General features: G+C 46.5%; 26 protein-coding genes. 20 read left to right on the top strand and 6 right to left on the bottom strand.

The genetic code is table 11. The annotated features are described in order from the left end of the window. Positions 1-21: 21 nt before the first annotated feature. Complete coding sequence (locus tag MKY19_RS02165) at positions 22-2,289, bottom strand: alpha/beta hydrolase (protein WP_339799968.1); 2,268 nt, start codon at positions 2,287-2,289, stop codon at positions 22-24. A gap of 388 nt (positions 2,290-2,677) precedes the next feature. Here MKY19_RS02165 and MKY19_RS02170 point away from each other — a divergent pair, with 388 nt between their 5' ends. The 5 genes from MKY19_RS02170 to MKY19_RS02190 all read left to right on the top strand — a co-directional run bounded on the left by MKY19_RS02170 (position 2,678) and on the right by MKY19_RS02190 (position 6,479). Then, positions 2,678-3,805, top strand: coding sequence for a sulfate ABC transporter substrate-binding protein (locus MKY19_RS02170; RefSeq protein ID WP_339268411.1), 1,128 nt, complete (start codon positions 2,678-2,680; stop codon positions 3,803-3,805). Positions 3,806-3,905: 100 nt separating this feature from the next. Beyond that, on the top strand, positions 3,906-4,760 hold the full coding sequence (gene cysT / locus MKY19_RS02175) for a sulfate ABC transporter permease subunit CysT (RefSeq protein ID WP_076285184.1): 855 nt from the start codon (positions 3,906-3,908) through the stop codon (positions 4,758-4,760). 218 nt (positions 4,761-4,978) lie between these two features. Continuing rightward, on the top strand, positions 4,979-5,155 hold the full coding sequence (locus MKY19_RS02180; RefSeq protein ID WP_339799970.1) for a hypothetical protein: 177 nt from the start codon (positions 4,979-4,981) through the stop codon (positions 5,153-5,155). Between the two features lie 124 nt (positions 5,156-5,279). Continuing rightward, positions 5,280-6,143 (top strand): sulfate ABC transporter permease subunit CysW, encoded by an 864-nt coding sequence (gene cysW / locus MKY19_RS02185; RefSeq protein WP_042184404.1) that lies wholly within the window; start codon positions 5,280-5,282, stop codon positions 6,141-6,143. Between the two features lie 111 nt (positions 6,144-6,254). Next, positions 6,255-6,479, top strand: coding sequence for a YezD family protein (locus MKY19_RS02190; protein ID WP_042184406.1), 225 nt, complete (start codon positions 6,255-6,257; stop codon positions 6,477-6,479). A 107-nt stretch (positions 6,480-6,586) separates the two neighbouring features. On the opposite strand, the gene MKY19_RS02195 is transcribed toward MKY19_RS02190, so the two are convergent. Further along, positions 6,587-6,895: a hypothetical protein gene (locus MKY19_RS02195; protein WP_042184408.1), complete on the bottom strand. Its 309-nt coding sequence runs from the start codon at positions 6,893-6,895 to the stop codon at positions 6,587-6,589. Between the two features lie 254 nt (positions 6,896-7,149). On the opposite strand from MKY19_RS02195, the gene MKY19_RS02200 reads away from it, so the two are divergent. The 9 genes from MKY19_RS02200 (at position 7,150) to MKY19_RS02240 (ending at position 19,579) form a co-directional block, all read left to right on the top strand. Then, positions 7,150-9,414: a helix-turn-helix domain-containing protein gene (locus MKY19_RS02200; protein ID WP_339799973.1), complete on the top strand. Its 2,265-nt coding sequence runs from the start codon at positions 7,150-7,152 to the stop codon at positions 9,412-9,414. Positions 9,415-9,695: 281 nt separating this feature from the next. Next, positions 9,696-10,616: an ABC transporter permease subunit gene (locus tag MKY19_RS02205; RefSeq protein ID WP_231573375.1), complete on the top strand. Its 921-nt coding sequence runs from the start codon at positions 9,696-9,698 to the stop codon at positions 10,614-10,616. A gap of 10 nt (positions 10,617-10,626) precedes the next feature. Next, positions 10,627-11,487, top strand: a complete 861-nt coding sequence (locus tag MKY19_RS02210; RefSeq protein ID WP_339244483.1) for a carbohydrate ABC transporter permease — start codon at positions 10,627-10,629, stop codon at positions 11,485-11,487. 58 nt (positions 11,488-11,545) lie between these two features. After that, complete coding sequence (locus MKY19_RS02215; protein ID WP_339799976.1) at positions 11,546-13,165, top strand: extracellular solute-binding protein; 1,620 nt, start codon at positions 11,546-11,548, stop codon at positions 13,163-13,165. 79 nt (positions 13,166-13,244) lie between these two features. Beyond that, the gene (locus MKY19_RS02220; RefSeq protein ID WP_339799978.1) at positions 13,245-15,200 is read left to right on the top strand and encodes an alginate lyase family protein; all 1,956 of its coding nucleotides are present in this window, start codon (positions 13,245-13,247) and stop codon (positions 15,198-15,200) included. A gap of 109 nt (positions 15,201-15,309) precedes the next feature. Further along, positions 15,310-16,383: a glycoside hydrolase family 88 protein gene (locus MKY19_RS02225; protein ID WP_339804124.1), complete on the top strand. Its 1,074-nt coding sequence runs from the start codon at positions 15,310-15,312 to the stop codon at positions 16,381-16,383. 263 nt (positions 16,384-16,646) lie between these two features. After that, positions 16,647-17,060: a GNAT family N-acetyltransferase gene (locus tag MKY19_RS02230; RefSeq protein ID WP_339268423.1), complete on the top strand. Its 414-nt coding sequence runs from the start codon at positions 16,647-16,649 to the stop codon at positions 17,058-17,060. Positions 17,061-17,277: 217 nt separating this feature from the next. Continuing rightward, entirely contained in the window at positions 17,278-17,910 is a 633-nt protein-coding gene (locus MKY19_RS02235; protein WP_339268425.1) for an NAD(P)H-binding protein, read from the top strand. A gap of 46 nt (positions 17,911-17,956) precedes the next feature. Further along, positions 17,957-19,579, top strand: coding sequence for an NAD(P)H-hydrate dehydratase (locus tag MKY19_RS02240; RefSeq protein ID WP_339799981.1), 1,623 nt, complete (start codon positions 17,957-17,959; stop codon positions 19,577-19,579). Between the two features lie 7 nt (positions 19,580-19,586). On the opposite strand, the gene MKY19_RS02245 is transcribed toward MKY19_RS02240, so the two are convergent. Further along, positions 19,587-20,042: a hypothetical protein gene (locus MKY19_RS02245; RefSeq protein ID WP_094874201.1), complete on the bottom strand. Its 456-nt coding sequence runs from the start codon at positions 20,040-20,042 to the stop codon at positions 19,587-19,589. 32 nt (positions 20,043-20,074) lie between these two features. Further along, complete coding sequence (locus tag MKY19_RS02250) at positions 20,075-20,974, bottom strand: SDR family oxidoreductase (RefSeq protein WP_339799983.1); 900 nt, start codon at positions 20,972-20,974, stop codon at positions 20,075-20,077. Positions 20,975-21,103: 129 nt separating this feature from the next. On the opposite strand from MKY19_RS02250, the gene MKY19_RS02255 reads away from it, so the two are divergent. The 3 genes from MKY19_RS02255 to sdaAA all read left to right on the top strand — a co-directional run bounded on the left by MKY19_RS02255 (position 21,104) and on the right by sdaAA (position 23,571). Next, entirely contained in the window at positions 21,104-21,685 is a 582-nt protein-coding gene (locus MKY19_RS02255) for a DUF4269 domain-containing protein (protein WP_339799985.1), read from the top strand. 300 nt (positions 21,686-21,985) lie between these two features. Continuing rightward, positions 21,986-22,696, top strand: a complete 711-nt coding sequence (gene sdaAB / locus MKY19_RS02260) for an L-serine ammonia-lyase, iron-sulfur-dependent subunit beta (protein ID WP_042184432.1) — start codon at positions 21,986-21,988, stop codon at positions 22,694-22,696. Further along, positions 22,693-23,571, top strand: a complete 879-nt coding sequence (sdaAA, locus tag MKY19_RS02265; protein WP_042184434.1) for an L-serine ammonia-lyase, iron-sulfur-dependent, subunit alpha — start codon at positions 22,693-22,695, stop codon at positions 23,569-23,571. The genes sdaAB and sdaAA overlap by 4 nt, the downstream gene beginning before the upstream one ends. Positions 23,572-23,599: 28 nt before the next feature. Here the strand turns inward: sdaAA and MKY19_RS02270 are convergent, their stop codons facing one another. Further along, on the bottom strand, positions 23,600-23,902 hold the full coding sequence (locus MKY19_RS02270; protein WP_042184436.1) for a hypothetical protein: 303 nt from the start codon (positions 23,900-23,902) through the stop codon (positions 23,600-23,602). A gap of 61 nt (positions 23,903-23,963) precedes the next feature. Between MKY19_RS02270 and MKY19_RS02275 the strand changes: the two genes are divergently transcribed. Beyond that, a complete protein-coding gene (locus tag MKY19_RS02275; protein WP_042184438.1) occupies positions 23,964-24,161 on the top strand; it encodes a YwbE family protein in 198 nt (65 codons plus the stop codon). Between the two features lie 102 nt (positions 24,162-24,263). Here MKY19_RS02275 and MKY19_RS02280 read toward each other — a convergent pair whose 3' ends face one another. Next, on the bottom strand, positions 24,264-24,989 hold the full coding sequence (locus MKY19_RS02280) for an HNH endonuclease signature motif containing protein (protein WP_339799988.1): 726 nt from the start codon (positions 24,987-24,989) through the stop codon (positions 24,264-24,266). Between the two features lie 362 nt (positions 24,990-25,351). Between MKY19_RS02280 and MKY19_RS02285 the strand changes: the two genes are divergently transcribed. Next, on the top strand, positions 25,352-25,834 hold the full coding sequence (locus tag MKY19_RS02285; RefSeq protein WP_339268436.1) for a hypothetical protein: 483 nt from the start codon (positions 25,352-25,354) through the stop codon (positions 25,832-25,834). Positions 25,835-25,886: 52 nt separating this feature from the next. Continuing rightward, positions 25,887-26,906 carry a LacI family DNA-binding transcriptional regulator gene (locus MKY19_RS02290; protein WP_339799991.1) on the top strand — a complete coding sequence of 340 codons (1,020 nt, stop codon included), beginning with the start codon at positions 25,887-25,889 and terminating at the stop codon, positions 26,904-26,906. Positions 26,907-26,976: the final 70 nt, after the last annotated feature.

Below are 26,976 nucleotides of genomic sequence, written 5' to 3' on the forward strand. Positions count from 1 at the left end.
ATGGTATAATGGCAAGTTACCTTAAAACATATTTCGAATTCCTAGATCGTAAAAGCCGATGTCATCTAGCATGATTTTATCTCCCTCGGCTTCAAGGTAGAAGGTGATTTCCGTCAGGTTCTCAGGCTCTAGCTCAGGTTCTTCCTCCTGAAACTGTTCGAACGGCATCTCATAGGTCTGAAATACAGCTTCGGACAGATCACCGTACTTCCCATCATTAATCCGTTCTTCAAGCCATGGGAATAACGTGAACTGAGTTTGCGGAAGTGGAAGAATATCCATTACCTCACTTAACGGCAAGCGTGCCGAGGTATCATTTTTGTCGGTTAACTCAACCTCTACATTGGGAGGTAGCGGAATACTTAGTTCATCTTTGATATCACCATTGAGGTTTGCTAAGGAAAATGTAAGGCCATCTGCGTCTGAAAGGGCCATTTCAGTAACAACACTGTCTTTAAGCTTAATGTTGTAATAAGCTTCCTCGTCTTTTTTGGCTGTGCGTTCAAGAACGACACCATATGTGGCTTTGCTCTTCGATTCACGATCCTTCGCGAGCTCTTCCGACCAGGATAATCCGGATGCTTCTGCTGTTCCGAGATTAACGGTATTCTTGTTGCGGTCCTCGTCAAATGTGGCTACAGGCCGATATCCCCCATCCTGGAATCGATTGTAGTAAGTGGTCTCCGGTAGCCATTTCAGTCCGCTGCGGTAATCCCGGAACAAGCTCTGGTATTCGTCTTTTCCATGCAAAGTGGTCTCTAGAAAAGCTGATACATACACTTTAGCGATTTGCCGCTGCTTGTCTGCATCCATAGTTTGCGCTCGATTTAAAAAGAGGCCAGCAGGTAATGTCTGATCATACGCGCCCCAATCACTGTTGAATTGACTGTGATTGGCGTCCGCAATATACAGCGAGCTTTTGAAAGCAGAGGATCCAGGAGAATAGGAAGTACGTATATACTGGCGGTCACCATAGAAATCATGTACATCCCCATCACGAGCCCCTTGCAGAGTCAAATAGTTGACATCCTTGAGACGGGCTTGCTGATCGTCTATCGTTTTATCCGTAGGGGCAAGGGCGACCACAGAGGCTATATTAAAACGATCTACTGCCTTCATAACGGGATCATTTTTGAACCAACGTTCGGCGTCTGCTGCCATAGCAACAGCTTGTCCTCCACGGCTATGGCCGAGCAGGGCGGTTTTTGTGAAATCTATTTTTTGATAAAAAGGATTGTCTGGTTCATCCGAGAAAGCTGCTAGCTGTTCCAGGTGTTTCAGAATGATCCAGGTCCGTACTTTGAAATCATTGTCCGGAATACCGGACCAAGCAGAATAGTTCAGGAAATTCTCATCCAGCGAAATTGCGATAAACCCCCGGCTGGCCAAGAGTTCACCGAGATAAGCGTACCCTCCGTCAGAGTAATCTTCCATCATATGATTTCCGTGCACCATCAGAACTACCGGATAGGGACCATCGCCCTCAGGCATCCATACTCGGCCGTTCAGTGGAAGTGCATTATAATCAAATCCCCAGAATAAAGTGCGGAGTTTTGACCAATCCTTAATATAAGCAGAAGCATCTACTGTAGAAGAGATCACATTGGTATCCTTGCCGTATTCGGTCCGATGCAGATCCTTACCGCTGGCATAAGTGAAGGTCTGATAGGCTTGATTGCCAGGTTGTGACGGACTTGCGGCTGTCAATGGAATCACATCAGAATCACTGATATCAATGGGTTCCAAAGTAGGTATTTCCTGCACTCCGTTTGCCAGAGCAAGTTGGGAAAAAGTTACCGTAATGGTAAGCAGAAGTCCCATGGTTATTCTTTTGCTGCGCAGCAGTCCGATGGCTAATCCGCCCAATGCACCTAATACGGATAGTAGAACAGCAATGAGAGCCGCAGCTTCAATCTCAAAGTCTGCGTAATATAAGATTAGTAGAATCGCTCCAACATCGCTCAATACACAGCCTGCGAATAGTCGTGGGATGCGCAGTCCGGTCAACGCGATCAGTACAGCAATGATATTGCTGGCAATGGCCAGCAGAATGGTACTCGTACCTGCAGCAAGTGCAATATCTGTTGGCACCCCTAATCCAGTGGGTATACCTAATACGGCAGTGGTGAAGGCTAAAAAGCAAACGATCCAAAGACCAGCGATTGCTGTCCTCCAGACCGTTGTATCATAACGGTAAGTTCCCCTAATCCTTCGACTAATTTCTTGAGACATTCTCCTATGAAGCCGTGGTCTTATCGGCGCAGGGACGTACTCTAAATCCATACCCATGATTCTCACTCCCGACATTAAGCGGTAATTTCTCTAGACCATAAGCTGTAGCAATAATATTACTTTATAGCATCAATAACAAGTGGATCTTACAGGAACCCACACCATTGCCTGTATAGCGTGGGATTTGAAAGATTCCTTTGTCATTGGTTGGAAAAAAAGGTTTGACACGGTTAAAGGGTTTCAGTATTATATCCATATAAACCAACTAAGTAGATAGGAATAATTGAAGAAAGTTCTTACCGTACAGACGGAGGAACGCCTGCATTAGGCTCGCAGACACGTGTCATAGGACCGGTTTGACCTGCCATACGTGGGCTTTCCTCCGTTCTTTTTGTTATCCACAGGAAAGAAATGATGGCAAGAAAAACATGGGGGAGTGGAAAAGATGAAGAAAAAGATGAATAAAGGGCTTCTTGTAGGGTTTAGCTTGTTGCTGACGGCAGGGCTTACTACTGCTTGCGGCAGCAATAACAACAACGGCAATAGTGCTAGTTCGGCAACAGATGCACCAGCAACAACCAATTCAGCGGAGGCCACAAATGCGGCTGAAGCAACAAAAACTCCATCTAAAGATCCAGTAGAACTACTGAACGTATCTTATGACCCTACTCGCGAATTGTACGAGAATTATAATAAAGCTTTTGCTGCCTATTGGGAGAAAGAAACAGGACAGAAGGTCACCATTAAACAATCCCACGGTGGATCGGGGAAACAAAGCCGTGCTGTACTTGATGGTCTGGAAGCGGATGTTGTGACCTTAGCACTTGGTTATGATATTGATGCCTTGCAGGAAAAGGGACTTATTAATGAAGGCTGGCAAAGTAAATTTGATCATAACAGTTCACCGTACACCTCGACGATCGTATTCTTAGTACGCAAAGGAAATCCAAAAGGAATCAAAGATTGGCCGGATTTGCTTAAGGAAGGCGTAGAAGTGATTACACCAAATCCGAAAACATCAGGTGGCGCACGTTGGAACTACTTGGCGGCGTGGGGTTACGCGCTAGACCACAACAATAACGACGAAGCTAAGGCTGAGGAATTTGTAAAAGAATTGTTCAAACATGTTCCGGTGCTGGATACGGGTGCGCGCGGTTCTACAACCACTTTTGTAGAGCGTGGAATTGGCGATGTGCTGATTGCATGGGAGAATGAAGCTTACCTTTCTGTAGAAGAGCTTGGTCCAGATAAATTCGATATCGTAAATCCATCTGAGAGCATTCTGGCTGAACCGCCGGTAGCAATAGTAGATAAGGTTGTGGATAAAAGAAATACGCGTGAAGTGTCCGAGGCTTACTTGAAGTATCTCTATACGGAGGAAGGACAAAAAATCGCGGCTGAGAACTACTACCGTCCAACGCTAGAAAGCGTGAAAGAACAATATAAAGATAAGTTTCCGGAAATAAAGCTCTTCACATTGGCTGATAAATTCGGAACCTGGAAAGAAACGCAAGAGAAGCATTTTAACGATGGCGGGATCTTTGACAAGATCTATGTGCCGGGTGCTAAATAACAGATTAATAAAACGAAAATTATATTTTTCTTTAAGAGATTTGTCCCTAGTAAGGGGCTGATCGGCTAACCTGCCGAAGGCGAGAAAGGATGAATAGGGGATGAATGTCACCGCAACGACTACAGCTGTATCGGCGACAACGCGGCGAAAGATACTACCCGGTTTTGGGATAACGATGGGGTACAGCGTACTTTACCTGAGTCTCGTGGTACTCTTGCCACTTTCAGCATTGTTGTTCAATTCTACTGGGCTGAGCTGGGCAAAATTCTGGGATGTAGCTACCGATCCGCGTGTATTGGCTTCGTATCGTGTCAGCCTGTCTACGGCAGCGGCTGCTGCTTTTGTGGATGCTATTCTAGGTCTCTTGCTGGCGTGGGTACTAGTGCGTTACGAATTTCCGGGCAAAAGAATATTTGATGCGCTGATCGATCTTCCGTTTGCTTTACCGACAGCTGTAGCTGGTGTCTCCTTGACGGCTCTTTATGCCACAAATGGCTGGATCGGGGCGTGGCTTGAGCCACTAGGATTAAAGGTGGCATTTACTCCGCTTGGCATTACCCTTGCCTTAATGTTCATTGGGATACCGTTCGTCGTGCGAACGGTACAGCCGGTGCTGGAGGATTTGGACCGAGATATGGAGGAAGCCTCGGCAACCCTCGGTGCAGGCCGCTGGAGAACCTTTCGTTCAGTAGTACTGCCTGAGCTGTTCCCGCCGTTGTTAACAGGCTTTGCTTTGGCATTTGCCCGTGGTATTGGTGAATTCGGCTCTGTCGTGTTCATCTCCGGCAATATGCCGATGAGAACGGAGATTGCTCCTTTGCTTATTATGTCCAAACTGGAGCAGTATGATTACGCTGGTGCTACCGCCGTTGCGTTGCTCCTGCTTCTCATTTCCTTTTTAATGCTGTTAGTCATTAATACGCTCCAGCGTTGGGTGCGTAAGACTTCGCGGTAAGTCTTTCGGTTTTACTCTCTATATTGCAAGTATTTAATTTGGAAGTTTTGTTTTGCTGAGCGATTCTTAGCGAAGCTATACCCTAACAGGTAAATGACGACTTTATTTTACGAAGCATACTTGCTTCCGTAAAATGCGGAATCCTCCGTTAGATAAAGCACTCGAAGAGTAATCTCAGTTTTGGAGGAGCGATAGCGATCTCGAAGTTTTGAAGCCAGATGGCTGGTAAGAAAGGAACGGAGAGGAATATTGGAACTGTAGAAGCGTTAGCGTTCGCCTTTATCCTCGGATTTCTACCGCGGACAGCGGTTCAAATCAGGAAATCTGAGGATAACAGCGATCGGAAGTCCAATATTCCTTGGAGTGACCCATTACCAGTAATCTTGTTTCATTAAATTTCCGAGACAGCAACCGATATGAAAACCAAGATTTCTCGAAGACACTTCATATCTACCGAAATACGGCATTTTTCAGAAGTTAATCATGCTTTCGTAAAACCCTTTAAAGGAGGAATAACTTGTGGCAGGCACCATCCCACTCCAAGCCCCCCGGCTACAGAAGAATACGTCCTCGCCAGCGACAACGGAAACCAAGGCTGTAAAATGGGTGTTGATCGGAGCTGCTGGACTAGTCCTTTTTTGGCTGATTGCCTTGCCTTTGATTGTTGTGCTGACAGAGGCGCTGAAAAAGGGCTGGGACGTATATATAGCTGCTCTGACCGATCCAGATGCCCGTTCCGCTTTGCGGCTGACGTTGCTTGTTGCAGCGATCACTGTACCACTGAATACCTTTTTTGGCGTAGCGGCTGCATGGGCAGTAACCAAGTTTCGTTTTCGCGGCAAAGGGTTTCTCATTACCTTGATTGATCTCCCCTTTGCAGTATCGCCTGTCATCGGCGGTCTGATCTTTGTGCTCGTCTTCGGCGCCAACGGTTGGTTTGGCCCTTGGCTGAGCGCCCATGATATCAAGATCGTATTTGCGCTTCCAGGCATCGTGTTGGCCACGCTGTTTGTGACCTTTCCCTTTGTGGCGCGTGAGTTGATTCCACTGATGGAGGATCAAGGGACACAGGAGGAAGAGGCAGCGATTACCCTCGGAGCACATGGGTGGCAAATCTTTTTCAGAGTCACGCTTCCTAATATTAAATGGGGTTTATTGTACGGTATTATTTTGTGTAATGCGCGGGCCATGGGCGAGTTCGGCGCAGTTTCTGTGGTGTCCGGGCATATACGTGGGGAGACGAATACACTGCCGCTGCATGTTGAGATTTTGTACAATGAATATCAATTTTCAGCCTCTTTTGCAGTAGCTTCACTGCTCCTGTTGTTGGCTTTGGTGACGATGATTATTAAAAGCTGGTTATCACGAAAAAATGCCCATTGACAGTACTTTTGGTTCCGTGCTAAGTTAATTCATAGTATACGGGTTGGTAATAACGGAATTATGGAATTTAGGCGGATATAATCCTTTGGATGGGGAAAGGGAGGCTAGAGAATGGCTAAACCGCTGAAAGTGGATGATTTATGGCTTACGCGGATTGCAGGGCTTCTGGATGATATGGAATTTGGCTCCTTGCACATCGTAGTGCATGAAGGTCAGATTGTTCAGATGGAGCGTACGGAACGCAAACGTTTTGAGAATGGCAATGGCAACGCAAACGGGCGTTACATTAATGAGAGTGGAACCCGGCGGGCCGATTCCCAATCGGCAGGACGTTGATACAATCTCGGGCAATCATAAAGGTATATATCATATTTAAGAATAAACGCTAATAACCCACTCCTGAATAGGGGCGGGTTATTTTTCTGACGATTTAGGTGCTCTTATTAAGAACGATTTGCCTGACGTGAAGAGGAAATCCCTTCAACGAGCAGTACGAGCGCAGTGATGCCATGCATGATCCAACCTAAGAGTGGAATAAACGCTAAAATCGAGGTGATAATGCCTAGAACATTCCCTACGATGGGTTTCCGCTCTCTTTGCAGGATTACAATGGCTACAGCGTGGAGTAAAAAGGCAACGGCAAGTGGGACCCAACCATTCGCTATAATAAAGAGACCGCCGAGGACAGGCAGAGCCAGAAAAGCCTCATACACACACGTTCCCCATTTAAACAGCTTTGCTACAGGAGACATTATGCCACCAACCTTTTTAGAATATTGTTATAAATACTATTCCACACAGTGAGTAATAGGATTCAAGAATATAATACTTACCACTTTGGCGGATGTGTATGAATTTTGGGAATGGACGGCATTTTCATATTCATATATAGTGTGAGTTAGATATTTCCAAAAGAGTGTAAAGATATATGATCACCCAATAAGGATACGAATTTTACCATTGGGTGATTTTCAATTTATAAAGGAATCATCAAGGGGAGATCACATTGCTTAGAAAATCCTTTTTCACAAAACTACTTATCGCTTATCTGGTTATTATATTCGCTTACACTATGATTGCTGTCTGCCTTTCTTTTTTTAAGGACAGCCAAAACGTGCGATCGGAATTAAGCCAGAAGCAGCAGAATTTTCTCATGCAATCGCGCGACAAAATTGACACGAAACTCGGTGTTTCTTTCAATTTAATTACACAATTGAGATTAGATGATCATGTTGTTAAATTCGCTGAAAAAGATCGCGATTACTATGAGATCACGCAAGCCTCTTATGCACTGAAAAATCATATAGATGCATTCTCTGAATTCGGCTATAGCATCGATTTAATGAAGACTAACGACGATTTGGTTATTACGCCGCAAATTTCGTCGGATAGAAGACGCTATATGGAAGATATGGGAATCACTAATGAGGATTTGGCACAATTAGGTACAGACAGCACGAGTCCAAACATAACGATATCGAGCAGCCAAAATATAACGTCGACGAACAATGAAAGCGCATCCATACGAATCGTTAATCCGGAACGGGTAGGAATAGGGAATTCATTATTTTTTGTTGTCTCATTCTTTGAACAATTGCTGCTGCCACCCCTATCGCCTGATGCGCAAGAAGCTTTTGCCATTATCGAGAATGGCCGATACGTAACGCTTAAATCAAGCTTTGACGATAAACGGAAAAAGCAATTGCTTGCCTATCCACTGGCACAACTGGATGAACAGGCAACCGTGGATTATAAGAAGCTATCCAATGATGAATTCGATTTCCATTTAATCCGCTCGAATACGATGCCGCAATGGTCGTATATGTATGTTACACAGAACTACTCTTTGGTAGACTCCTTTTCCCCTAATTTAAAAGGGGCTGTACTTCTATTAGCCATTCTTATCTTTGTGGGACTTGCGTTCGCCTATGCAGTTTCCAGGCGTATGTACCGGCCTGTGGGTCATCTCGTCGGATTGTTCAAGAGCTACGGTGAGCCTGCGGGAGCAGACGAATTCGCTTTCTTGAACGAGACAGCGACGAGTATAAGTAAAGCCAATGAACAGATGAAATCCGCGCTACATGAGCACAAGCTCTCGATGAGAGACAAGTTCCTGCGGGATTTGCTCCATGGACTCGTTCCACCTGACAAGGTGGATGACCTGCTAAATGCACATCAACTGCAAAGCCTTTCTAGCAACTTGAGCGTTTGTGTGATTTCATTCTCGAACGCTAAGGAATTGGAGGAGCAATATTCGAAAGATGCGATTCTTACGATAAAATCAAAGACTTCCTTGATTATTCATGAGCAGTTGAAGGTTCATTTCCCTTGTGAACTGCTTGATCATGATTTCACCAAATTTGTCTTCATAATCAGTGAATCCGATACGGAATCCATTCAGAAGAAGCTCATGAAAGCGATGGCTCAAATCGAGGACGCGCATGCATACGGATTGACTGCAGCTGTAGGCCAGCCTGTAATTTCTGCTGGGGAAATTGACCGCTCCTTTATCCAGGCACTTGATATTCTGAAGAGAAGATCGGCTGTGGACAAGACTTCCGTCATTACTTATAAACAACTCAGTCAAGTGCAGATGGTCAGCTATTATTATCCTATCGATACGGAACGCGAGCTGATCAGCTATGTGATTCGCGGCAAGCGGGAGAATGCTTTAAATACGCTAAACCGTCTGCTATCGGAAAATCTGGAGCAAAGGCAGTTAACCAGGCAGCAGCTCGACCAGTTCAGCTTGCTTGTGTTGGCTACGCTGAGCCGAATTATCCAGCAGTTGAATATGCCTTTCGAAGAGTTCGTTCAAGCTCATAAGGAATCTCTGGACATCGTACAGCACGGCGAATCGAAGGAGCTTATGGTTTCCGCCATTACTTCCTTGTTTGGCGCCATGATGGATACAATTGATCAGCAGAATGAAATGATGGATAACAGTACGGTAAAGCGGATGATTGAATATATTCATGACAACTACAATAGGGATTTATCGCTTAGCATGATAGCGGAGGAGTTTAACTTCTCTCCTGGTTATGTCAGTATCGCTTTCAAAAATCATTCCGGAGAAAATTTTAAAGATTACTTGAATTTTTATCGTGTGCAGCAAGCTAAAGAGATTATGCGTCAGCAGAAAGATATCAAAATTGGAGATTTAGCACTAATGGTCGGGTGCAACAATGCAAACACGTTTATTCGCATGTTCCGCAAGTATGAAGGGTTAGCTCCTGGCCAATACGCAAAGAAGCTTAACGAGAAGGAATGAGGCTTCAAGTAATGAGAACCGTTGATTCAAAACAAAGCCGCCTAGCTTAATTGCCAGGCGGCTATTGTATGTTCGACAGGCGTTTCTCTATATAACGAGAAATTGTTGATACATAAAATAATGCACATTATGAACCCAGACATAAAGAGTTGCCGCTAGATGAAATAATGGCGATAGACAGCGCTTACATTCATTCCTATAGTTTAAATTGCAACGCTGACCTTTCAATTGGGAGCGCTCCTGAGGGGATCAGCTAAACATCGTTGCGAGAGGAGAAGAGAGTGCTGCTTAACTTTAAAGAAATAAAAACCAACCTGATCAGGGACCGTTATCTTTATCTACTCCTGATACCGTTTCTGGCTTGGTATATCATCTTTGCGTATAAGCCGATGTACGGCCTGCAAATCGCCTTTAAGGATTTCAGTGTATATAAAGGAATTGAAGCGAGTCCCTGGGTTGGATTTGAACACTTCGAGACCTTTTTTAAAAGTCCATATTTCTGGCGGCTATTAAAAAACACAGTATTGCTCAGTTTGTATCAATTGCTGTTTGCGTTCCCTGTGCCGATTATCCTCGCTTTGTTATTTAACGAATTGAAGAATGGGGTATTCAAAGCAACGGTGCAGACCTTCACGTATTTGCCCCATTTTATTTCGGTCGTTGTCGTAGCTGGGATCGTTACTAACTTTTTGGCTCCTAGCAACGGCATTATCAATATCCTGATCGAAATGATGGGTGGAGAAAAGCAATACTTTCTGACCAATCCCGATTATTTCCGTACGATTTTTATCGGGTCCATGGATATTTGGAAGGAAGCGGGATTTGGTACCATCATCTATATAGCTGCATTGTCCGGTGTCAATCCGGCTTTGTATGAGGCAGCGGTTATCGATGGAGCTAATAAATGGAAGCAAATGTGGCATATCACGCTTCCCGCCATCATTCCGACGATCGCAATCATGCTTGTCATGAAGGTGGGCTCCATGTTGGAAGTAGGCTATGAGGCGATCATTCTTCTGTATCAGCCAGCCACCTATGAGACGGCCGACGTTATTAACACCTACGTGTACCGGTCCGGTTTACAGGATGCACGTTACGACCTGGCGACAGCGGTGGGACTGTTCAATGCCGTCGTTGGATTTATTCTAGTCGTATTTGCCAACAAGATGAGCAAGAAGTTAACAGAGACTGGATTATGGTAGGTGATGGAAGATGAAAAAAACCAGAGGCGAAAAGCTGTTCTATATCTTTAACTGTGTATTTCTTGGAATAATCGCTTTGCTTGCATTATATCCGTTTGTCTATGTCTTATCCGCATCCATCAGCTCCTCTGATGCGGTCGTTACCGGCAAGGTGATCTTGCTGCCGCGCGATATTAACTTTGACTCCTATGCAAAGGTATTATCGGAAAAGGGGATTTGGATTGCCTATTTTAACACGTTTTATTACACGATATTCGGCGTAATCGTCAATTTAATTCTCACCATTTGCGGCGCCTATGCCCTGTCCAAGAAACGGGTTATGGGGCGTACGGCCATCAGCTTCTTTATCGCGCTGACAATGTGGTTCCAACCGGGCATGATTCCGATGTATCTCAATTTCAGAGATTTGAACATGCTTGACAACAGGTTTACGATCATTATCGGTTTCGCGATTACGACCTTCTATGTCTTCCTCATGAGAACGTTCTTCCAGAGTATTCCGGAGGAACTCGAGGAAGCGGCAAAGGTTGACGGAGCAAATGATCTGACGATTTTATGGAAGGTGTATCTGCCGCTGTCCAAAGCCTCTCTTGTAACGATCGGATTATTCTATGCGGTGCACCGCTGGAACGGCTATTTCTGGACGATGATCCTACTGAGCGACGAGAGTAAGGTACCGCTACAAGTCTTGCTAAAGAAACTCATCGTAGAAATGAACGTGAGCGACGAAATGGGGAATATGGCGGTATATTCTAAGGAAACGATCATTTATGCAACTATTATCGTCTCCATTATACCGATTGTTGCAGCTTATCCCTTCATTCAGAAATATTTCGTCAAAGGCGCCATGATCGGTTCCGTCAAAGGCTAATGGCTACTTCAATCCTTTTACTATGAAATCAAGAAACCAATATTGGGAGGTCATGAATATGGGTAACAAAAAATGGATGAAATCATCTGCAATAATCATGATGTCAGTCGGTATGCTGCTGGCAGGCTGTAGTAACAATAACGCTCCGCAAAATAGAAGTTCAGCGAATGATTCAAAAGGGTCGGATACAGAACAACTATCCGGGAACTTGATCTCTAAAGAGCCGGTTGAACTGACGCTCCATATGCACTACTCAGATAAGTTTATATTCGACGATAACTGGCCTGTCTTCAAAGAAGCGGAAGCCATGACCAATATTAAGCTAAAGGGTACTGCATCTAAGGCCTCGACGAATAGTAAAGAACTGTTCAATACAATGATGGCTTCCGGAAAAATTCCGGATCTGGTCCATCATCAAATTAAGGAGCAGTACGACAGCCTTGGGATTGAAGGGGCCTTTCTTGAGCTAGATGACCTGATTGAAAAATATGCCCCGAACATTAAAAAGTTCTTTTCCGAACATCCAGATTCAGCTAAATATATGAAAGCCTATAACGGCAAAACGTATTTCCTTAACTTTACGCCAGATGGACCGGCTGCAAGAGGCTGGTTTGTACGTCAGGATTGGCTGGATAAATTGGGACTAGAGCAGCCGAAAACTGTAGATGAGCTGTATGCGCTCTTGAAAGCCTTCAAAGAAAAAGATCCGAACGGTAATGGAGTAAACGATGAAATCCCATACTTCAGCCGGTCCAAGCTGGATGGAATTTACGATCTACTGATTCAGTGGGGCGTGCAAGGCGGGGCCGATGCGGCCAAACGCGGATTTTACGCGGATAACGGTGTCGTCAAATACGGCATGTATGAGCCGGGTTATAAGACTGCCATCGAAAATATTGCGAAGTGGTATAAGGAAGGCTTGATCGATAAAGAAATTTTCACCCGCGGAGAGAAGGCGCGTAACATTTTGCTCGGAGACAATGTCGGCGGCATGACGCACGACTGGTTCGCCAGCACTGCTAACTTCAATGACATTCTTGCGACTGAGATTCCAGGCTTCTCTTTTGTTCCGATGACGCCTCCAGCGAACACTGAAGGCAAAGTAATCGAAGAAAGTTCTCGCAAGGGGACGCATGCAAGCGGATGGGGAATCTCGGCGACTACCAAGCATCCCGTAGAAGCGATCAAATATATGGATTTCTGGTTTTCCGAAGAGGGTCGGAGACTGATGAACTTTGGCATCGAAGGTAAGGACTACGACCTCGTGGACGGCAAACCGAAGTTTAAAGATTCATTATTGAAAAATAAAGAAAAGACAGTCATTCAACAGCTTCAGGAAGAGGGAGCCCAGATCGAGCTCGCCTTCCATCAAGACTACGCTTACGAAGAACAATGGACAAACGTAACTGCGTTGAAAGGCATCAAGGAATACATTGACAATGGCTATATTATGAAGGCTTATCCGCCGATTTCTTATACAGATGATGAACGGACCAAATTTGAGGAGTTAAATGCGGGCGTACTGACTTATGTGGAGGAAAAGCTGCAGCGTTGGGTGCTCGGCGTGGAACCAGTAAACGATGAGACATTTAGCAAGTATATTAAAGAGCTGGAAAGCTTGGGCATCAAGGATTTGCTTGCTCTGGAGCAAGGTGCATACGACCGTTACATGAAATAGCTGGAATCGCTCCTTCCGGAGTCTTGATGATTTCGGAGGGGGCATTTCGAATTCAAAATAACATAATGGAGATGAATAAATGAATCTGCAATCATTGCTGAAAGAGCCGATGACTACGACGGAGCTGTTAGCTAACTTGCGCTCACGGCTTGAGCCGATGGACGAGAAAGCCGCCTATATCGCAGCACATATGCCTGATCACGTGCGCGAGACGATTGCGAATGCCGAATTCGCCTATCAAGGAATGATCATGCTTCCTGGTACAGGGGGAGTCAGAGAGTTTGTCGGGAATCCGCCTAGCTGGCTAGAGCGCAGACATAATGACAATGAATATTTATGGCAGCTGAATCGCATGACGCATTGGCAGGATTTACTGGAAGCCTACTCGCTCACCAAGGACGCGAAATACGGACTCAAGGTCATCGATGAAATGCTGGACTGGATCGAAACGGTCACTATTCCTGAGGACTTACTGGCTAAGCCGATTGGCTATTTTACGGAATGCCATCCGCTGAGGGTTTTGGAGATTGGTATCCGGGGCTACAAAATTTGGCCGCTTGTTCTGGAGCATCTAGGCCCTTCGGAGTTGTTCACGGAAGAAATTTTGGAGAAGTATTTAACAGTCATTTACAAGCAAGTAAAAGCTTTGCGTAACGTGTCGCCTCAGCTGTGGCCTAAAGCGGATCATAACCATTATTTAATGGAATGTTTGGGCCTTCTGACGACTGCTCTTTACTTTCCCGAGCTGAAAGAAGCCGAGGAATGGAAGGCTTTTGCGATAGAGGGCATCGAAAAGTGCAGCATGGCGCAACTGACAGAGGATGGCGGTCAAATTGAAGGCTGTCCATCGTATCATAATGGCTGCATGTTCTGGTTCGGGCTGGCTGTCGTTCTGGCTAAACGTTTCGATTTTGAGTTCTCTGCGGAGTACATGGGACGGTTCAGAAAGAATTTGGATTACTCAATCTACTCGTTAAGACCAACCGGGAAATGTGTACCTGTTGGAGACTCTTTTGCAAATCCGCTTGCGGTAATGTCTGGTGTTTATGGGTATTATGCCTTGAATGATAGCTCCTGGCTAGGGCTTGCAACGAATTTGATTGATGTACACGAAGTTGTAAGGGAAGCTAGTAAGCATGTATGGAGAGCGCTCGATGTCCGCCAATTTGTGGAGGAGCTGTATTCCTTGCAGGATAGAGAGTTTGTATTGGATAAGCCCACGACATTCTGGAATCGTACATTGGATCAAGCAATTATCCGCAGTGGCTGGGATTCGAAGGCTCTCAGTTTTTTGTTTACATGTAAAAGCCCGATTCAGAATGCCCATGCCCATATCGATCTGATGAGCTTTGATTTTACGGCGCTCGGAAAAGACATGATTTGCGATCCCGGATTTTTTTGTTATCGGAATGATGAGGACCGTAAGCAGTTTAAGAGCTCGAATTATCACTCTACGCTGCTGATCGATGAGCGAGATCATTTCGAGTATATTAATTCCTTTACATTTGGGCCACAAAAGCCTGGTGGAATCTACAATGTAGAGGATAGAGGCTTCTACCAGCTCGCTAGCGCCAGCCATACAAACTATGATCCGGTTGTCCATTACCGGCATATTTCGCTAGTGGATAATCGATTCGTGCTTATTGCCGATCGGGTAGAAGGGCTGAATGCCCATAGCGTCCAGCGCTATTTCCATCTAGATTTTGTCGAGGTGGAGGAGAACAAGAACGGTGTGGTCGCGACAAGTGATATTGCGAATCTGGCGATAGCGACAAGCCATACGGGGAAATTGGATCTTCTGGAGGGAAGGCTGTCCGATGAGACCGATATCTCAAGGCCTTCGACAAGGGTCCGCTTTCAGGATAGGTACAGCGGTACTATGACTTTCTTGACCGTGCTTATTCCTTTTCAAGGGGGGCAACAGCCTGCCGTTCAGATTATTGAAGAAGAGGAAGGTGTATTTAGCTTCGAGATTGGAGATCAGTACTTGGTTTCGATAAACGAAAGAGATATGCACATAAGCAAACGGGCTTGAAAAGGGGTGACCCTTAGAAAGTTAAAAAATAGGAGTGAGCAGATTGTTGAACCTTCAGGCTGATGATCAAATTTGGGTAGATAATGTCATAGCTAAACTAACGGACAAAATGGACGTCGTATGTGAACGATCAAGAAACAAAATTCCATACACGACAAGAAATGGCACGCACGATAATCAGATCGAAAAAGATATCAACTGGTGGACGAATGGATTTTGGGGCGGTATGATGTGGCTCATGTACCATGAAACCGGCGCTCAAAAGTACAAGGAAATCGCCAATTTTACGGAGGATGCATTGGATGCCTGCTTCCATCAATTCTACGGTCTGCATCATGATGTCGGATTTATGTGGTTGCCTACGAGCTTGGCCAATTATAAAGTTACCGGAAATCCGGAATCTCGTAAGAGGGCAATGCACGCCGCCAACTTACTTGCTGGACGATTTAATCTGTCAGGCGGATTTATCCGCGCTTGGAACGATGATACGGCCAGCGAAGATACAAGAGGGTGGGCGATCGTGGACTGCATGATGAATCTACCGCTTCTCTATTGGGCGAGCGAAGAGACTAAAGATCCGCGATATGCGCATATCGCAATGAGGCATGCGGACACCGCTCTAGAAGCTTTTATCAGGCCGGACGGGTCCGTGAATCATATCGTGGAGTTTGATCCGTTCCATGGAGGCGTGGTCCGAACTTACGGCGGCCAAGGCTACGAGGATGGCTCGTCCTGGACACGTGGGCAGACCTGGGCTTTATACGGCTTTATGATCAGTTATACGCATACGGGAAAGCCGGAGTATTTGCAGGCGGCCAAACGGGTGGCGCATTATTTTATGGCTAATATTCCGGATAACGGGGTAATTCCGATCGATTTCCGGCAACCGAAGGAGCCCGCTTACGAAGATACTACGGCAGCGGTGATTGCAGCTTGCGGACTGATCGAGATCGCCCAAGTTGTTGGCGAGCACGAAAAGGAGGTCTACCTGAACGCCGCGCTGAAGCTCCTGAAAACAGTGGACGCTACTCGCTGCGACTGGACGACCGATTCCGATCATCTTTTAATGGGCGGTTCAGCAGCGTATCATCATAAAGACATTTATGTTTCAATCATTTATGGCGATTATTATTTTATGGAAGCTATTTTTAAGTTAAAGGGGAACGACTTGTTCTTGTGGTAATTGAGAAAGGAATAAGACTTTATAATAATGAGAATCGGTGAGTATCAAAAGCTGCCTACCCTATGTGTTAGGCGGCTTTTTTATGTTCGCCAGACGTTCCTCTTTTCTGAGAAACTGTTGTATGTTCAATATGGAAAGAGTGGTATGCATTGCCCGAACTACGGCAAGTCTTGCCTGTGCACCATTGAGTCGTATATAGTTGGAACAGCAATGCTGAACGGCGCTAATTCTATTTTATTGTAGGATGCTAGGAGGAGAAAGGTATGGGGACAACAGGAAAGCTGGATATACGTCATGAATGTCCTTCAGTGGAACAGTATTTAGCACTGAGAAAAGAGGCCGGTCTGAGTGCAATGAGCGAAGAAGGGGCTGCGATAGGGCTGCCTCGTTCTATTTTTGCAGTAACCTTGTATGAGGAAGATACCTTGGTCGGGATGGGCAGGGTGATTGGCGATGGGGGATGCTTTTTTCAGGTTACGGATATCGCAGTGAAGCCTTCTTATCAGGGTCGCGGTTTAGGAAAATTGATCATGGGGGAAATCAGGGATTTTCTTCATACTGTACCGGACAAGGCTTATGTCAGTCTAATCGCGGATGGGGAAGCCTCTAAATTGTATGCACAATATGGCTTTGAATCGGTCATGCCACGTTCTCAGGGAATGTTTTTACGTCCTTAATGTGAGGACATGCTACTTAGTAGAGAGTGCCCCTTGTATTGGTGAAGGGGTTTTTCGTTTGGAAGTTAACGGATGCGATTTGATTTCAAATGGACCGCAGGGGATAAATAATGATTAAAGGTTGTAAGGGAAAGGCTATTGAGACGAGTATTGAAAAATATAAATAAGCAGGAAGGCCGCACGCTGGTCTTACCCGGAAAAAGTGAGGAAAAAACAGATGGATGTTGTAGTATTGGGTGCATCAGGAACGATTGGAAAGGCGATTGTACAGGAGGCTTTAAAAAGAAAACATGAGGTAACAGCTGCGGTACGGACTCCAGAATCAGTAACCCTTGAACATGAACGTCTGCACATCACGACTGTAGATGTTCTAGATCCTGCTTCAGTCGCAGCTGCAGTCCGTGGACATGAAGAGGTAATCAGTGCATACGGTCCAGCACTCGGCCAAGAGAAGGATTTGATAACAGCAGCTAAGGCAATTGTAGAGGGAATACAAGAAGCTGGGCTAAATCGACTGTTAGTTGTGGGTGGTGCAGGGAGTTTGAAGACTGAATCAGGAGAGCTGTTGATGGATACGGCAGATTTTCCTGCTCAGATTAGACCACTGGCAGAGGCACATGCGGAAGCTTATGAAATTTACAAAAACACAGAACTGGATTATACGTATGCCAGTCCTGCTGCGGTAGTTCATTCCGGTCGACGTACAGGTCAATTTCGCATTGGACTCGACCGTCTCGTTTTTGATGAGAACGGCGAAAGTATTATCAGTGTTGAGGATTTTGCTGTAGCTATGGTGGACGAGCTGGAGGAAGGGAATTTTAGCCGGACGAGATTTACTGTAGCTTATTGATATCAAGCTAGTTGTGGATTGAAGTGTAGCGGAAAGGGGCCGAACCATGTATCTGGTAACTGCTGAGCAAATGCGGCGGCTGGACGGAGAAACAATCCAGCGGCTGGGGATTCCAGCTATTGCGCTGATGGAGAATGCGGGAAGAGTGATCGCAGAGGAGATCGTTGCGCTGTGCCGGCGGAGAGGTGGAGAGGGCTGCAGAAATGCAGCCGGATGGGAAGACGCTGGGAAGGATGCATTTCAGGTCAGCGCAGATCATGCGCTGACCTTGGACAATGCCGCCACCGAGCGATGGTTCATCCTCGTCGGCAAAGGCAACAACGGCGGCGATGGCCTCGCCGCCGCACGGTATCTTCGCGAGACCGGCATCGCCGTCACGCTCGTTTATGCGGTGCCGCCGGAGTCGCTCTCCGGCGAGGCCGCCCTGCAGCGCGATGCGGCTGCAGCTATGGGCCTTCCTGCCGTGGTATACGGCAGGGATCGGCTGGACTTTGCCGAGTGCAGCGGCATCTTGGATGCGCTGCTCGGCACCGGCGCCGCGGGAGCCCCTCGCGGTGCCTATGCGGAGCTGATTGCCGCAGCGAATAGCAGCGGCAAAGTGATCGTGTCCGCGGACATCCCGAGTGGTCTGAACGCGGACACCGGTGAAACGCATGAGCCTTGCATTCATGCGTCGGTGACGGTTTGCCTCGCGTTTCTCAAGCGAGGTCTCCTGCAATACCCCGGTGCAGGCGCAGCGGGGCATGTGAAGGTCCGGGCCATCGGCATTCCGTCTTCTTTGGCCCCTGAAAGCGGTGTGCAGGTTCACCTGCTGACACCGGAAGTGCTGCATGCCCATCTGGGCGTAGATCTGGCCCGCCGGCGTTCGCCTGAAGGCCATAAGGGTACTTATGGGCATGTCCTTCTTGCAGCCGGCACCTTAAGAATGAGCGGCGCCGGACTGCTCTCTGCCCGTGCTGCGCTCCGGGCAGGCTGCGGATTAGTGACATGGGCGCTTCCTCAGAAGCTGCTGCCCTGTATCATCGGTTCTGCCCCTGAGCTCATGTTAGCCGATGTTGGGGGCAATGAAGATGGAACCTGGCAAGCAGGGAGCGTTTCAGAGCTGCTGAGGCTAAGTAAAGAGCGAGATGTTCTTGCCATTGGTCCCGGTCTTGGTCGGTTCGAGGCTGATACAGAATGGCTTCGCAATCTCTGGGAAGAGACGGATTGTCCTCTGGTGATCGATGCGGATGCTTTAAATATATTAGCTGAAGCTGATTACAAGAGCTGGGCAAGTAGACGCCATCCGGTGATTCTGACGCCTCATCCAGGTGAGATGGCCCGTCTTGCTAGTATAACAACAGCTGAGGTGCAACGGGACCGCATCAGTCTGGCTATGGGATATGCGAAAGAGCATGGGGTTACCCTTGTATTAAAAGGAGCACATACGGTTATAGCAACGCCTGAAGGGCAAGCTTATGTAAACACCACAGGCCATCCCGGCATGGGTACTGGTGGAGCCGGTGATGTGCTAACGGGCATCATTTCCAGCCTGCTGGCTCAGGGACTGAATGAGGCGCAGGCAACAGCTTTTGGTGTATATCTACACGGATTAGCAGGGGAGAGAGCCGCCCGTCAGCGGAATAATCCAGCGGCTATCATTGCCGGTGATATCATAGAAGCACTCTGAGTGTAGCTTATAGCAGCAGCAAGCAGAGCAGCGGAAGAAATAGTGCAAACACAGGCAGTAACAGAGGGGAACGCTCTACACCCAGTTGCGTCACTCGTAGCAGCAACAGTCCCAAAATTCCAGCCAAGCCCCACAGCAGTAGTTCTGCACCTTGTTCTGCTGCCAGCCATAGACCTGCACCGAAACCTGCGGCTACGTATACAACAAGGGAAACGATGTGGGAAGTGGAACGCAGGAGGCGCAGCAGAACATCGGCTACTAGTGCGGCTGGTAGTCCATAAGCGTAAATCGCATAGGGGATCGAAAGTGGCCAACCCTCTGGTATGCCGTTATGTTGTGGAAACCCAAGCATAAGTAAAGAGATAAGGACGTACGTTAGCCCTGCGCAGGCTAATTTTGTTAAGGCATACATTCCGCTTGTTAAACGGACTGAAGGAATATCATAATCGGGCATCTTATTCATAGGTATACATTCCTCTCGTGGTGTGTTGTGTATCAGCTGGTGACCATATCTCCACCGTTGACATGTATACATGTCCCGGTAACATATGAAGAATCAGGGCCCGCTAAAAATAGATATGCTCCTGCTAGCTCATAAGGCTGTGCAGCACGTTTAAAGGGTGTATCTGTACCAAAGATACTAACTTCCTCTGCAGAGTAGCTTGAGGGAATCAGTGGGGTCCATACCGGACCGGGAGCTACACTGTTGACTCGGACGCCAGCGTCTACGAGAGATAAGGCTAAAGAGCGGGTAAAAGAGACCACCGCCCCTTTGGTGGAGGAATAATCTATGAGCTCTTTATTTCCTTGATAGGCAGTAATGGAAGCGGTATTAATGATGGATGCACCTTTTTTAAGATGTGGAAGTGCGGCCTGAGTGAGGTAAAAGAATGAAAAGATATTCGTCTGGAACGTCTGGTACAATTGCTCTTCTGTTATATCCAAAATACTTTTTTGTGGATATTGGACCCCGTGATTATTGACCAGAATGTCCAGCTTGCCGAAGGTGCGGATCGTATGCTCCACAGCCCTGAAGCAATTCTCCTTACGGCGTAAATCAACTTCAATCCTTAGACAACGTTGCCCTAATTCTTCGATCCGCTTTTGAGTGACTTCCGCATCTGAGGCTTCGTATAAATAAGCTATAGCAATGTCTGCACCTTCTTTTGCAAAAGCAATGGCTGCGGCTTTACCAATTCCGCTGTCGCCTCCGGTGATGAGTGCAACCTTTCCCTTCAGTTTTCCACTGCCGATAATTTCCGGGTTTTCACTGATGGGACGAGGATTCATCAGACTCTCCAGGCCCGGCTGACGATCTTGATGCTGTGGAGGAAAAGCAATAGGCTGCTCTTTACATACTGTCCGCTCCCCATAATAGGGGTAGATGGGATTCATTTTTTTGAAATAACCTCCTTGCGTTCTACCTTCCGTATATTTCTATGCATGCGCCCAGAAAAGCGTGCGCTGTCATCAATACATACATATGCTTTTATAAACCCAAGTCGGAGGAGGCGCTTGTCCAAAATGAATGATTGGCGAAATGTCGATTATTTGATTCATGGAACCGTGGTTCAGAAAGAGGTCTATAATCTTCTTACAGAGCTGGAGATTATGAATTTGCTAACAGACTACACCCCTTTGTTGGTTGGGACAATACCGCTTGGAATTCAAGTAGAGGGCAGCGATTTGGATATCATTTGTGAGGTTTATGATCCTGTGAAGTTTAAGGCGCAAGTTGTTCGATATTTTGGAGCCATGGAGGGGTTTGTTAGCGAATCACGAGTGGTTCAAGGCATTCCTCGAACGAAAATTAACTTTATGGTAAAGGGCTGGCCTATCGAACTGTTTGGACAGCCGAGGCGAACGGAGCTCCAGAATGGTTATTTGCATATGATCGTTGAAGCTGAAATTATAGCTCAGATGGATGATGATTTTCGCGAACGGATCATTCTTTTAAAATCAAGCGGATGGAAGACAGAGCCTGCCTTTGCGAAAGCTATGGGATTAGAGGGCGATCCTTACGAAGCGCTGCTGGAGCTGGAAAAGCTTCCTCGGAGCGCTCTTCATGCTTTATGTCATTCTGTTCGAGCGAGGGAACAAGTATGATCTTGTCTTGAGAATCTCCGCGCAGCCGGTATTGCCAAGTGCCACCTGATGGTTATTGAAACCAATGAACATGGAAGAGGGTTCTGGGAAGGGATGGACTGGCAGTATAGAGGTGGAATTATGCTGTGCTCCCAGGATATCTTGTGATACTCAGGACATGAAATAGAAATACTAGCCTTTGAATACGCAAAGTCAGGCATTTGGATATCACAGCAAATGTCACGGTGAACTCCGACTGCTAGTGCAGTATACTATATAGGAGTACGATAATTGCCTATTCTTGCAGGCAGGAGGTCTTTTATGCGTTTTAAGGATGTATTTTCAATTATTGGTCCGGCGATGGTCGGTCCTTCAAGCTCACATACCGCTGGGGCGGCACGGATCGGGAGGGCTGCAAGGCAGGTGTTGGGTGAAGTTCCGCGTGTGGCCGAAGTAACGTTTTTTGGTTCTTTTGCAGCGACATATCAGGGACATGGCACAGATCGAGCGATTGTTGGAGGGCTACTTGATTTCACTACCGACGATCATCGGCTTCCAGATTCCCTAGAACTGGCGGTCGAAGCCGGGATGGAAGTTTCTTTTAAGCAAGGAACAGGTCTGTTCCCACATCCAAACACCGTTAAGCTGCATCTCATCGGACAAGAAACAGGAAGCGAACTGACGCTAACAGGGACATCTATTGGTGGCGGAAACATCGAGATTGTTGATATCGACGGTTTTGGAGTGAAGCTTACGGGGATCTATCCGACGGTTCTGATTAATCATATGGATTATTTAGGTGTTCTGGCAAGTGTTACGGAAGTGATGCGTAACGGACAGTTTAATATAGGGCATATGTCTCTCGATCGTAAGAATCGTAGTGGTGCAGCCTTAACGGTGCTGGAGCTGGATGAAGCGGCTACACCGGAGCTTCTTGAAGCGCTTAAAGCGCTCACTGCTGTGAAATCCGTGAAGCTGGTTAATTTAAACGAAGGTAAGCAAGATGAGAAGGGGAAGGAAAGTTTAACATGAATTTTCAAACACTTAGCGAGCTGGCTGTATTGTGTGAGGAACGTGGTCTCACGATTGGAGCACTTATGCTCGAAGAGCAAAGTGCGGAATCTGGACGTTCCAGTGATCATGAATTTTCCACGATGCGTGAATATTATGGCGTGATGAAAGAGGCTGTTCATCGCGGGATGCATGAAGATACAACTTCGCGCAGCGGCCTTACAGGCATGGATGCCCAGCGTGTAGGAGCATACAACGCGGCTGATGAGCCATGCCTAGGTGGACCTGCAGGTCAAGCTATGGCTTACGCGCTGGCTGTATCCGAAGTGAATGCTTCTATGGGCCGGATCATTGCGACGCCTACTGCTGGTTCATGCGGGATTATTCCGGGTGTATTTCTCAGCTGTCAGGAACGGTTTGGCTGGGATGATGACTACATGGTATCCGGATTGTTCGCAGCCGGGGCCATCGGTTATGTCATCGCCAATAACTCCTTTGTATCGGGTGCGGAAGGCGGCTGTCAAGCTGAGGTAGGTTCTGCCATTGGGATGGCAGCAGGCGCGTTAACCGAGCTACGCGGCGGAACGCCTGCACAAGCAGTGCATGCTGTCGGGTTAGCACTTAAGAACACTTTAGGCCTGATTTGTGATCCGGTTGGCGGACTTGTTGAGATTCCTTGTATTGTTAGAAACGGATTCGGTGCAGTTACTGCACTTGCCGCCGCAGATATGGCACTGGCTGGTGTTCGTAGTGTGATTCCTTCAGATGAAGTTATCAAGGTCATGCTCGAGGTAGGCTCAGCTATGCCAGAGAAACACCGCGAGACTGCAGGGGGCGGTTTAGCACAGACACCTACCGGCCGTAAAATCATGCAGGATTTACGCAAAAAGAAGTAATTAATACGTCTCAAATCACAATTTGTATTTAGAGCAGTTTGAAACGTTCCAGCTGATCCCATTGACCTTCTTGTCGAAGGATTTCTGCCTGCCTAGGTCCAATGAGGTCAAAGTGGGGAAACGATGAACGATTATGAATATATTGGGCAGGCAATCCGTTCTCCTCGCACCAGTGTTTCAGTGTGGTAAGATCACTACAGCCCACCTTGGTGACGGTAGTGATGCCGGGAAAGCGTGGATCCAGCCAATAATGAGTCAAGAAGGCGATCTCTCCTGCGGAGACCGCTTTTTTCCACCGGGATAATTCTTCTCTATTGATGCCGAAGGCCATAACTTCTCATCCTTATCTATTGTAGTTGACAACATTATAACCCATGAAAGGGGATTACATCATGAACGGACAAGTAAGAGCGGATATTCGTCCTGGGCTTGAAGTGGATATTGTACTTAAGCAGGATCAGCCTACAGGCAAGCTAACACACGGTACGGTGAAAGATATTCTCACGAACTCGCCTCGGCATCCGCATGGCATTAAGGTCAGATTGACTAGCGGACAGGTAGGACGAGTTAAGAATATTACAGGCAACTAAATAAACTACACTTCTCCATATTAAAAAGCACCCTAATCTCGTAGGCTGTTCTGTTCACGGAAACAGAACAACCTACGAATTAGGGCTTTTTGGTTTAAGTTGTTATATTCGGCCCATAAAATCCTCAACAGATTTATCAGCTTTAGTCTGATTACATAACGTGCAAGCGCAGACGCAATTATCTGGGGTTGTATGACCACCTTTAGCACGAGGTAGTAAATGATCAATGGTGTCCCCATAAGCGCCGCAGAAGTAGCAGGTGTAATTGTCTCTGGCTAGTATATAAGCGCGAAAATCCTTATTACTATACAATCGTCGAATCGTTCGACGGTTTACAACGATAGCGGCATGTTCCCTGACCAGGGTAATTGCAAGCGCTAGATCAATCTCCTGGTGCCAACGCCGTCCCTTGTCGCTATGACCGCGCATTAGAATCATCCCTTTGGTAGAAGGAATCAATTGGGTTGGATCTTCGGGATTTAGCTTTGTGCCTTGAGCATGCGGCCTTTTTCTTCGCTGTTCCAAACCTCGTACGCGTCGGTTCGGATTAGATTGTCCTGAAGAAGCAGCAGCGGAAGACGGCTTTCCCTCTTTGGGACGCTCCAATAGAGTGTGCTGATGGGTTTGAATCGTATCAAGCTTCACCAGTAAGGGGTTTGCTGTGAGTTTTATATTTAGTGTTTCCCGTTGTTTGCGACATTCACGGCAGGCACCACGGCGTGACTGCCCCTTGGAACGTTTTCCTGTACGTCTGCGAAATTCCGTGAGCGGCTTTAGCTTGTGGCAATAAGCACACTGCTTGGTAGATAGAAGGTCGGTATCATTCATAGGTATGTTAGGTGCAGCGCATGTGTACGCATGTCCTGTCTCCTTGTTTTTGAAATATAAACTATAAGTTCCACACCATACTTTATGTCTTGGGTTTCTCGCTTATAAGGACGTAGAAATTGTTTATGCTTTGGATTCAATGATGTTCATTTATGAGTTCCGTTAATTGAAATGTTAGCTTCTAAACTTAGTATAACGTAAAGCGCTGCTGTTCACATCGTACGTAAAAAAACCATAAACACAGCCAAATTTGTGATATGCATCTCGGTGATAAACAGGGGAAACTTGTAAAATAGAAAAAAGGGCAGATTCGTTATCTAGATAGGGTTGCTCTAATTCTTATTTGGAAATGGGGAAGTGAAATGGAATTAACGAAGGGAAGGCCGGGTACAGTAACATGGCTGTATATTCTTCTTATTTTTTTGGGGGTTGGAGCGTTAGGAGGGGGCGGTGCTCTTGTAATAGATCCAAGCGGGGATCTAATGAAAATGCCGACTTCTATGCTGGAAAGATCGCCATTCTCTGATTTTTTATTCCCGGGTATTCTGCTATTTATCGTATTTGGATTACTGCCCCTCCTCGTTGTTTATGGTCTGGTCAAGAGACCTCAGTGGCACTTGGTGGAACGATTAAATCCGTTCAAGCAATTATATAGCTTCTGGGCTTTGTCTCTGTATATCGGGTTTGGGCAAATCATTTGGATAACGGTGCAGACGTACATGCTGAATAGTGTTGCAATGATACATCTGATCTATATGAGTCTAGGGCTGTTGATTCAGACCGTTACACTACTCCCCTCTGTACAAAGTTACTTTTCGCTGGACGGCGGTACGGAAAGACGTTAAAATTGCAGTGAACAAAAGGCATTTCATTTGTCAGGGCAAGGAGCGAGCCGATTTGACAACGATATACGATATTGCCAAAAGAACCGGTTACTCTCCAACAACGGTTTCTAAGGCGTTTAATAATTATTCCGATGTACGTGAGAAAACTCGTCAGGAAATATTCCGGGTTGCCCAAGAAATGGGGTATTTTCCAAATTCACATGCCCGTACATTGACCACTAAGAAATCGTGGACCATCGGCGTGCTGTTCGTAGAGAATACGGGATTTGGTATTCGCCATCCTTTTTTCAGCGCTGTGATCGAAAGCTTTAAGAAGGTTGCTGTTGAAAAGGGTTATGCCCTTATGTTTATCTCTAAAGATGTCGGTGGTAAGCAAAGCGGTTATTTAGAGAATTGCAGGATTCGTGGCGTAGACGGCGTTGTTGTCTTCTTGTCCGATTATGAGGATCCGTATTTCCGTGAACTGCTTGAGAGTGATATTCCTACCGTTATTATGGATTTCGAGACTTCTGAGACGCATACGGTATGCTCAGATAATACTTCTGGAGCCCAGCTGGCAGTGGAGTATCTAGCCTCTTTGGGGCATCGCAAGATTGCCCATATTTCCGGAGGCATGAATACATTTCCAGGTAAAATGCGGGAGTTGGGTTACAAGACCGCTATGAAGCAGCGAGGGTTTAAAGTACCTAAGTCCTATGTTGTAAACGGAGCCTTTTATTCTCGAGAAAGCGGCTATAACGCGATGCTGGAGCTTCTTAAGCTCCCTGAACGTCCAACCGCCGTCTTTGCTTCCGGTGACTTACTAGCCTTAGGGGCTATTATGGCCGCTAAAGATAGTGGACTTTCCGTACCGATGGATATTTCAGTTATGGGTTACGATGACATCGATCTTGCCGAGTACGTTACACCTGCATTGACAACGGTGCGTCAGGATACGGAGCTTCTTGGAAGCCAAGCGGCGGACATTCTTTTAACCTCAATTGAAGGTAAAGTATTAGATAAGGAAGCGATTTTAGTTCCGGTGGAAGTGGTTGAACGGGAATCCTGTGCACCTCCGATTAGCGGAAAGTAGTCTGATAAATCTTGACGAACTGAAAAGAGTCCTGCTAAAGTAAAAGACAGTATAGCTTTCAATTGTTCTT

The organism is Paenibacillus sp. FSL R5-0744, assembly GCF_037972555.1.
Taxonomy (GTDB): domain Bacteria; phylum Bacillota; class Bacilli; order Paenibacillales; family Paenibacillaceae; genus Paenibacillus_AQ.

Bases quoted from the DNA above. Each gene is read 5' to 3' on its own strand.
- MKY19_RS02285 (WP_339268436.1), top strand. From the start codon at position 25,352: ATGGAATTAACGAAGGGAAGGCCGGGTACAGTAACATGGCTGTATATT.
- MKY19_RS02170 (WP_339268411.1), top strand. From the start codon at position 2,678: ATGAAGAAAAAGATGAATAAAGGGCTTCTTGTAGGGTTTAGCTTGTTG.
- MKY19_RS02165 (WP_339799968.1), bottom strand. From the start codon at position 2,289: ATGGGTATGGATTTAGAGTACGTCCCTGCGCCGATAAGACCACGGCTT.
- MKY19_RS02195 (WP_042184408.1), bottom strand. From the start codon at position 6,895: ATGTCTCCTGTAGCAAAGCTGTTTAAATGGGGAACGTGTGTGTATGAG.
- MKY19_RS02210 (WP_339244483.1), top strand. From the start codon at position 10,627: ATGAAAAAAACCAGAGGCGAAAAGCTGTTCTATATCTTTAACTGTGTA.
- MKY19_RS02275 (WP_042184438.1), top strand. From the start codon at position 23,964: ATGAACGGACAAGTAAGAGCGGATATTCGTCCTGGGCTTGAAGTGGAT.
- MKY19_RS02270 (WP_042184436.1), bottom strand. From the start codon at position 23,902: ATGGCCTTCGGCATCAATAGAGAAGAATTATCCCGGTGGAAAAAAGCG.
- sdaAA (WP_042184434.1), top strand. From the start codon at position 22,693: ATGAATTTTCAAACACTTAGCGAGCTGGCTGTATTGTGTGAGGAACGT.
- MKY19_RS02250 (WP_339799983.1), bottom strand. From the start codon at position 20,974: ATGAATCCCATCTACCCCTATTATGGGGAGCGGACAGTATGTAAAGAG.
- MKY19_RS02180 (WP_339799970.1), top strand. From the start codon at position 4,979: ATGGCTGGTAAGAAAGGAACGGAGAGGAATATTGGAACTGTAGAAGCG.
- MKY19_RS02240 (WP_339799981.1), top strand. From the start codon at position 17,957: ATGTATCTGGTAACTGCTGAGCAAATGCGGCGGCTGGACGGAGAAACA.
- MKY19_RS02230 (WP_339268423.1), top strand. From the start codon at position 16,647: ATGGGGACAACAGGAAAGCTGGATATACGTCATGAATGTCCTTCAGTG.
- MKY19_RS02190 (WP_042184406.1), top strand. From the start codon at position 6,255: ATGGCTAAACCGCTGAAAGTGGATGATTTATGGCTTACGCGGATTGCA.
- MKY19_RS02220 (WP_339799978.1), top strand. From the start codon at position 13,245: ATGAATCTGCAATCATTGCTGAAAGAGCCGATGACTACGACGGAGCTG.
- cysT (WP_076285184.1), top strand. From the start codon at position 3,906: ATGAATGTCACCGCAACGACTACAGCTGTATCGGCGACAACGCGGCGA.
- sdaAB (WP_042184432.1), top strand. From the start codon at position 21,986: ATGCGTTTTAAGGATGTATTTTCAATTATTGGTCCGGCGATGGTCGGT.
- MKY19_RS02245 (WP_094874201.1), bottom strand. From the start codon at position 20,042: ATGAATAAGATGCCCGATTATGATATTCCTTCAGTCCGTTTAACAAGC.
- MKY19_RS02225 (WP_339804124.1), top strand. From the start codon at position 15,310: ATGGACGTCGTATGTGAACGATCAAGAAACAAAATTCCATACACGACA.
- MKY19_RS02255 (WP_339799985.1), top strand. From the start codon at position 21,104: ATGAATGATTGGCGAAATGTCGATTATTTGATTCATGGAACCGTGGTT.
- MKY19_RS02280 (WP_339799988.1), bottom strand. From the start codon at position 24,989: ATGAATGATACCGACCTTCTATCTACCAAGCAGTGTGCTTATTGCCAC.
- MKY19_RS02235 (WP_339268425.1), top strand. From the start codon at position 17,278: ATGGATGTTGTAGTATTGGGTGCATCAGGAACGATTGGAAAGGCGATT.
- MKY19_RS02215 (WP_339799976.1), top strand. From the start codon at position 11,546: ATGGGTAACAAAAAATGGATGAAATCATCTGCAATAATCATGATGTCA.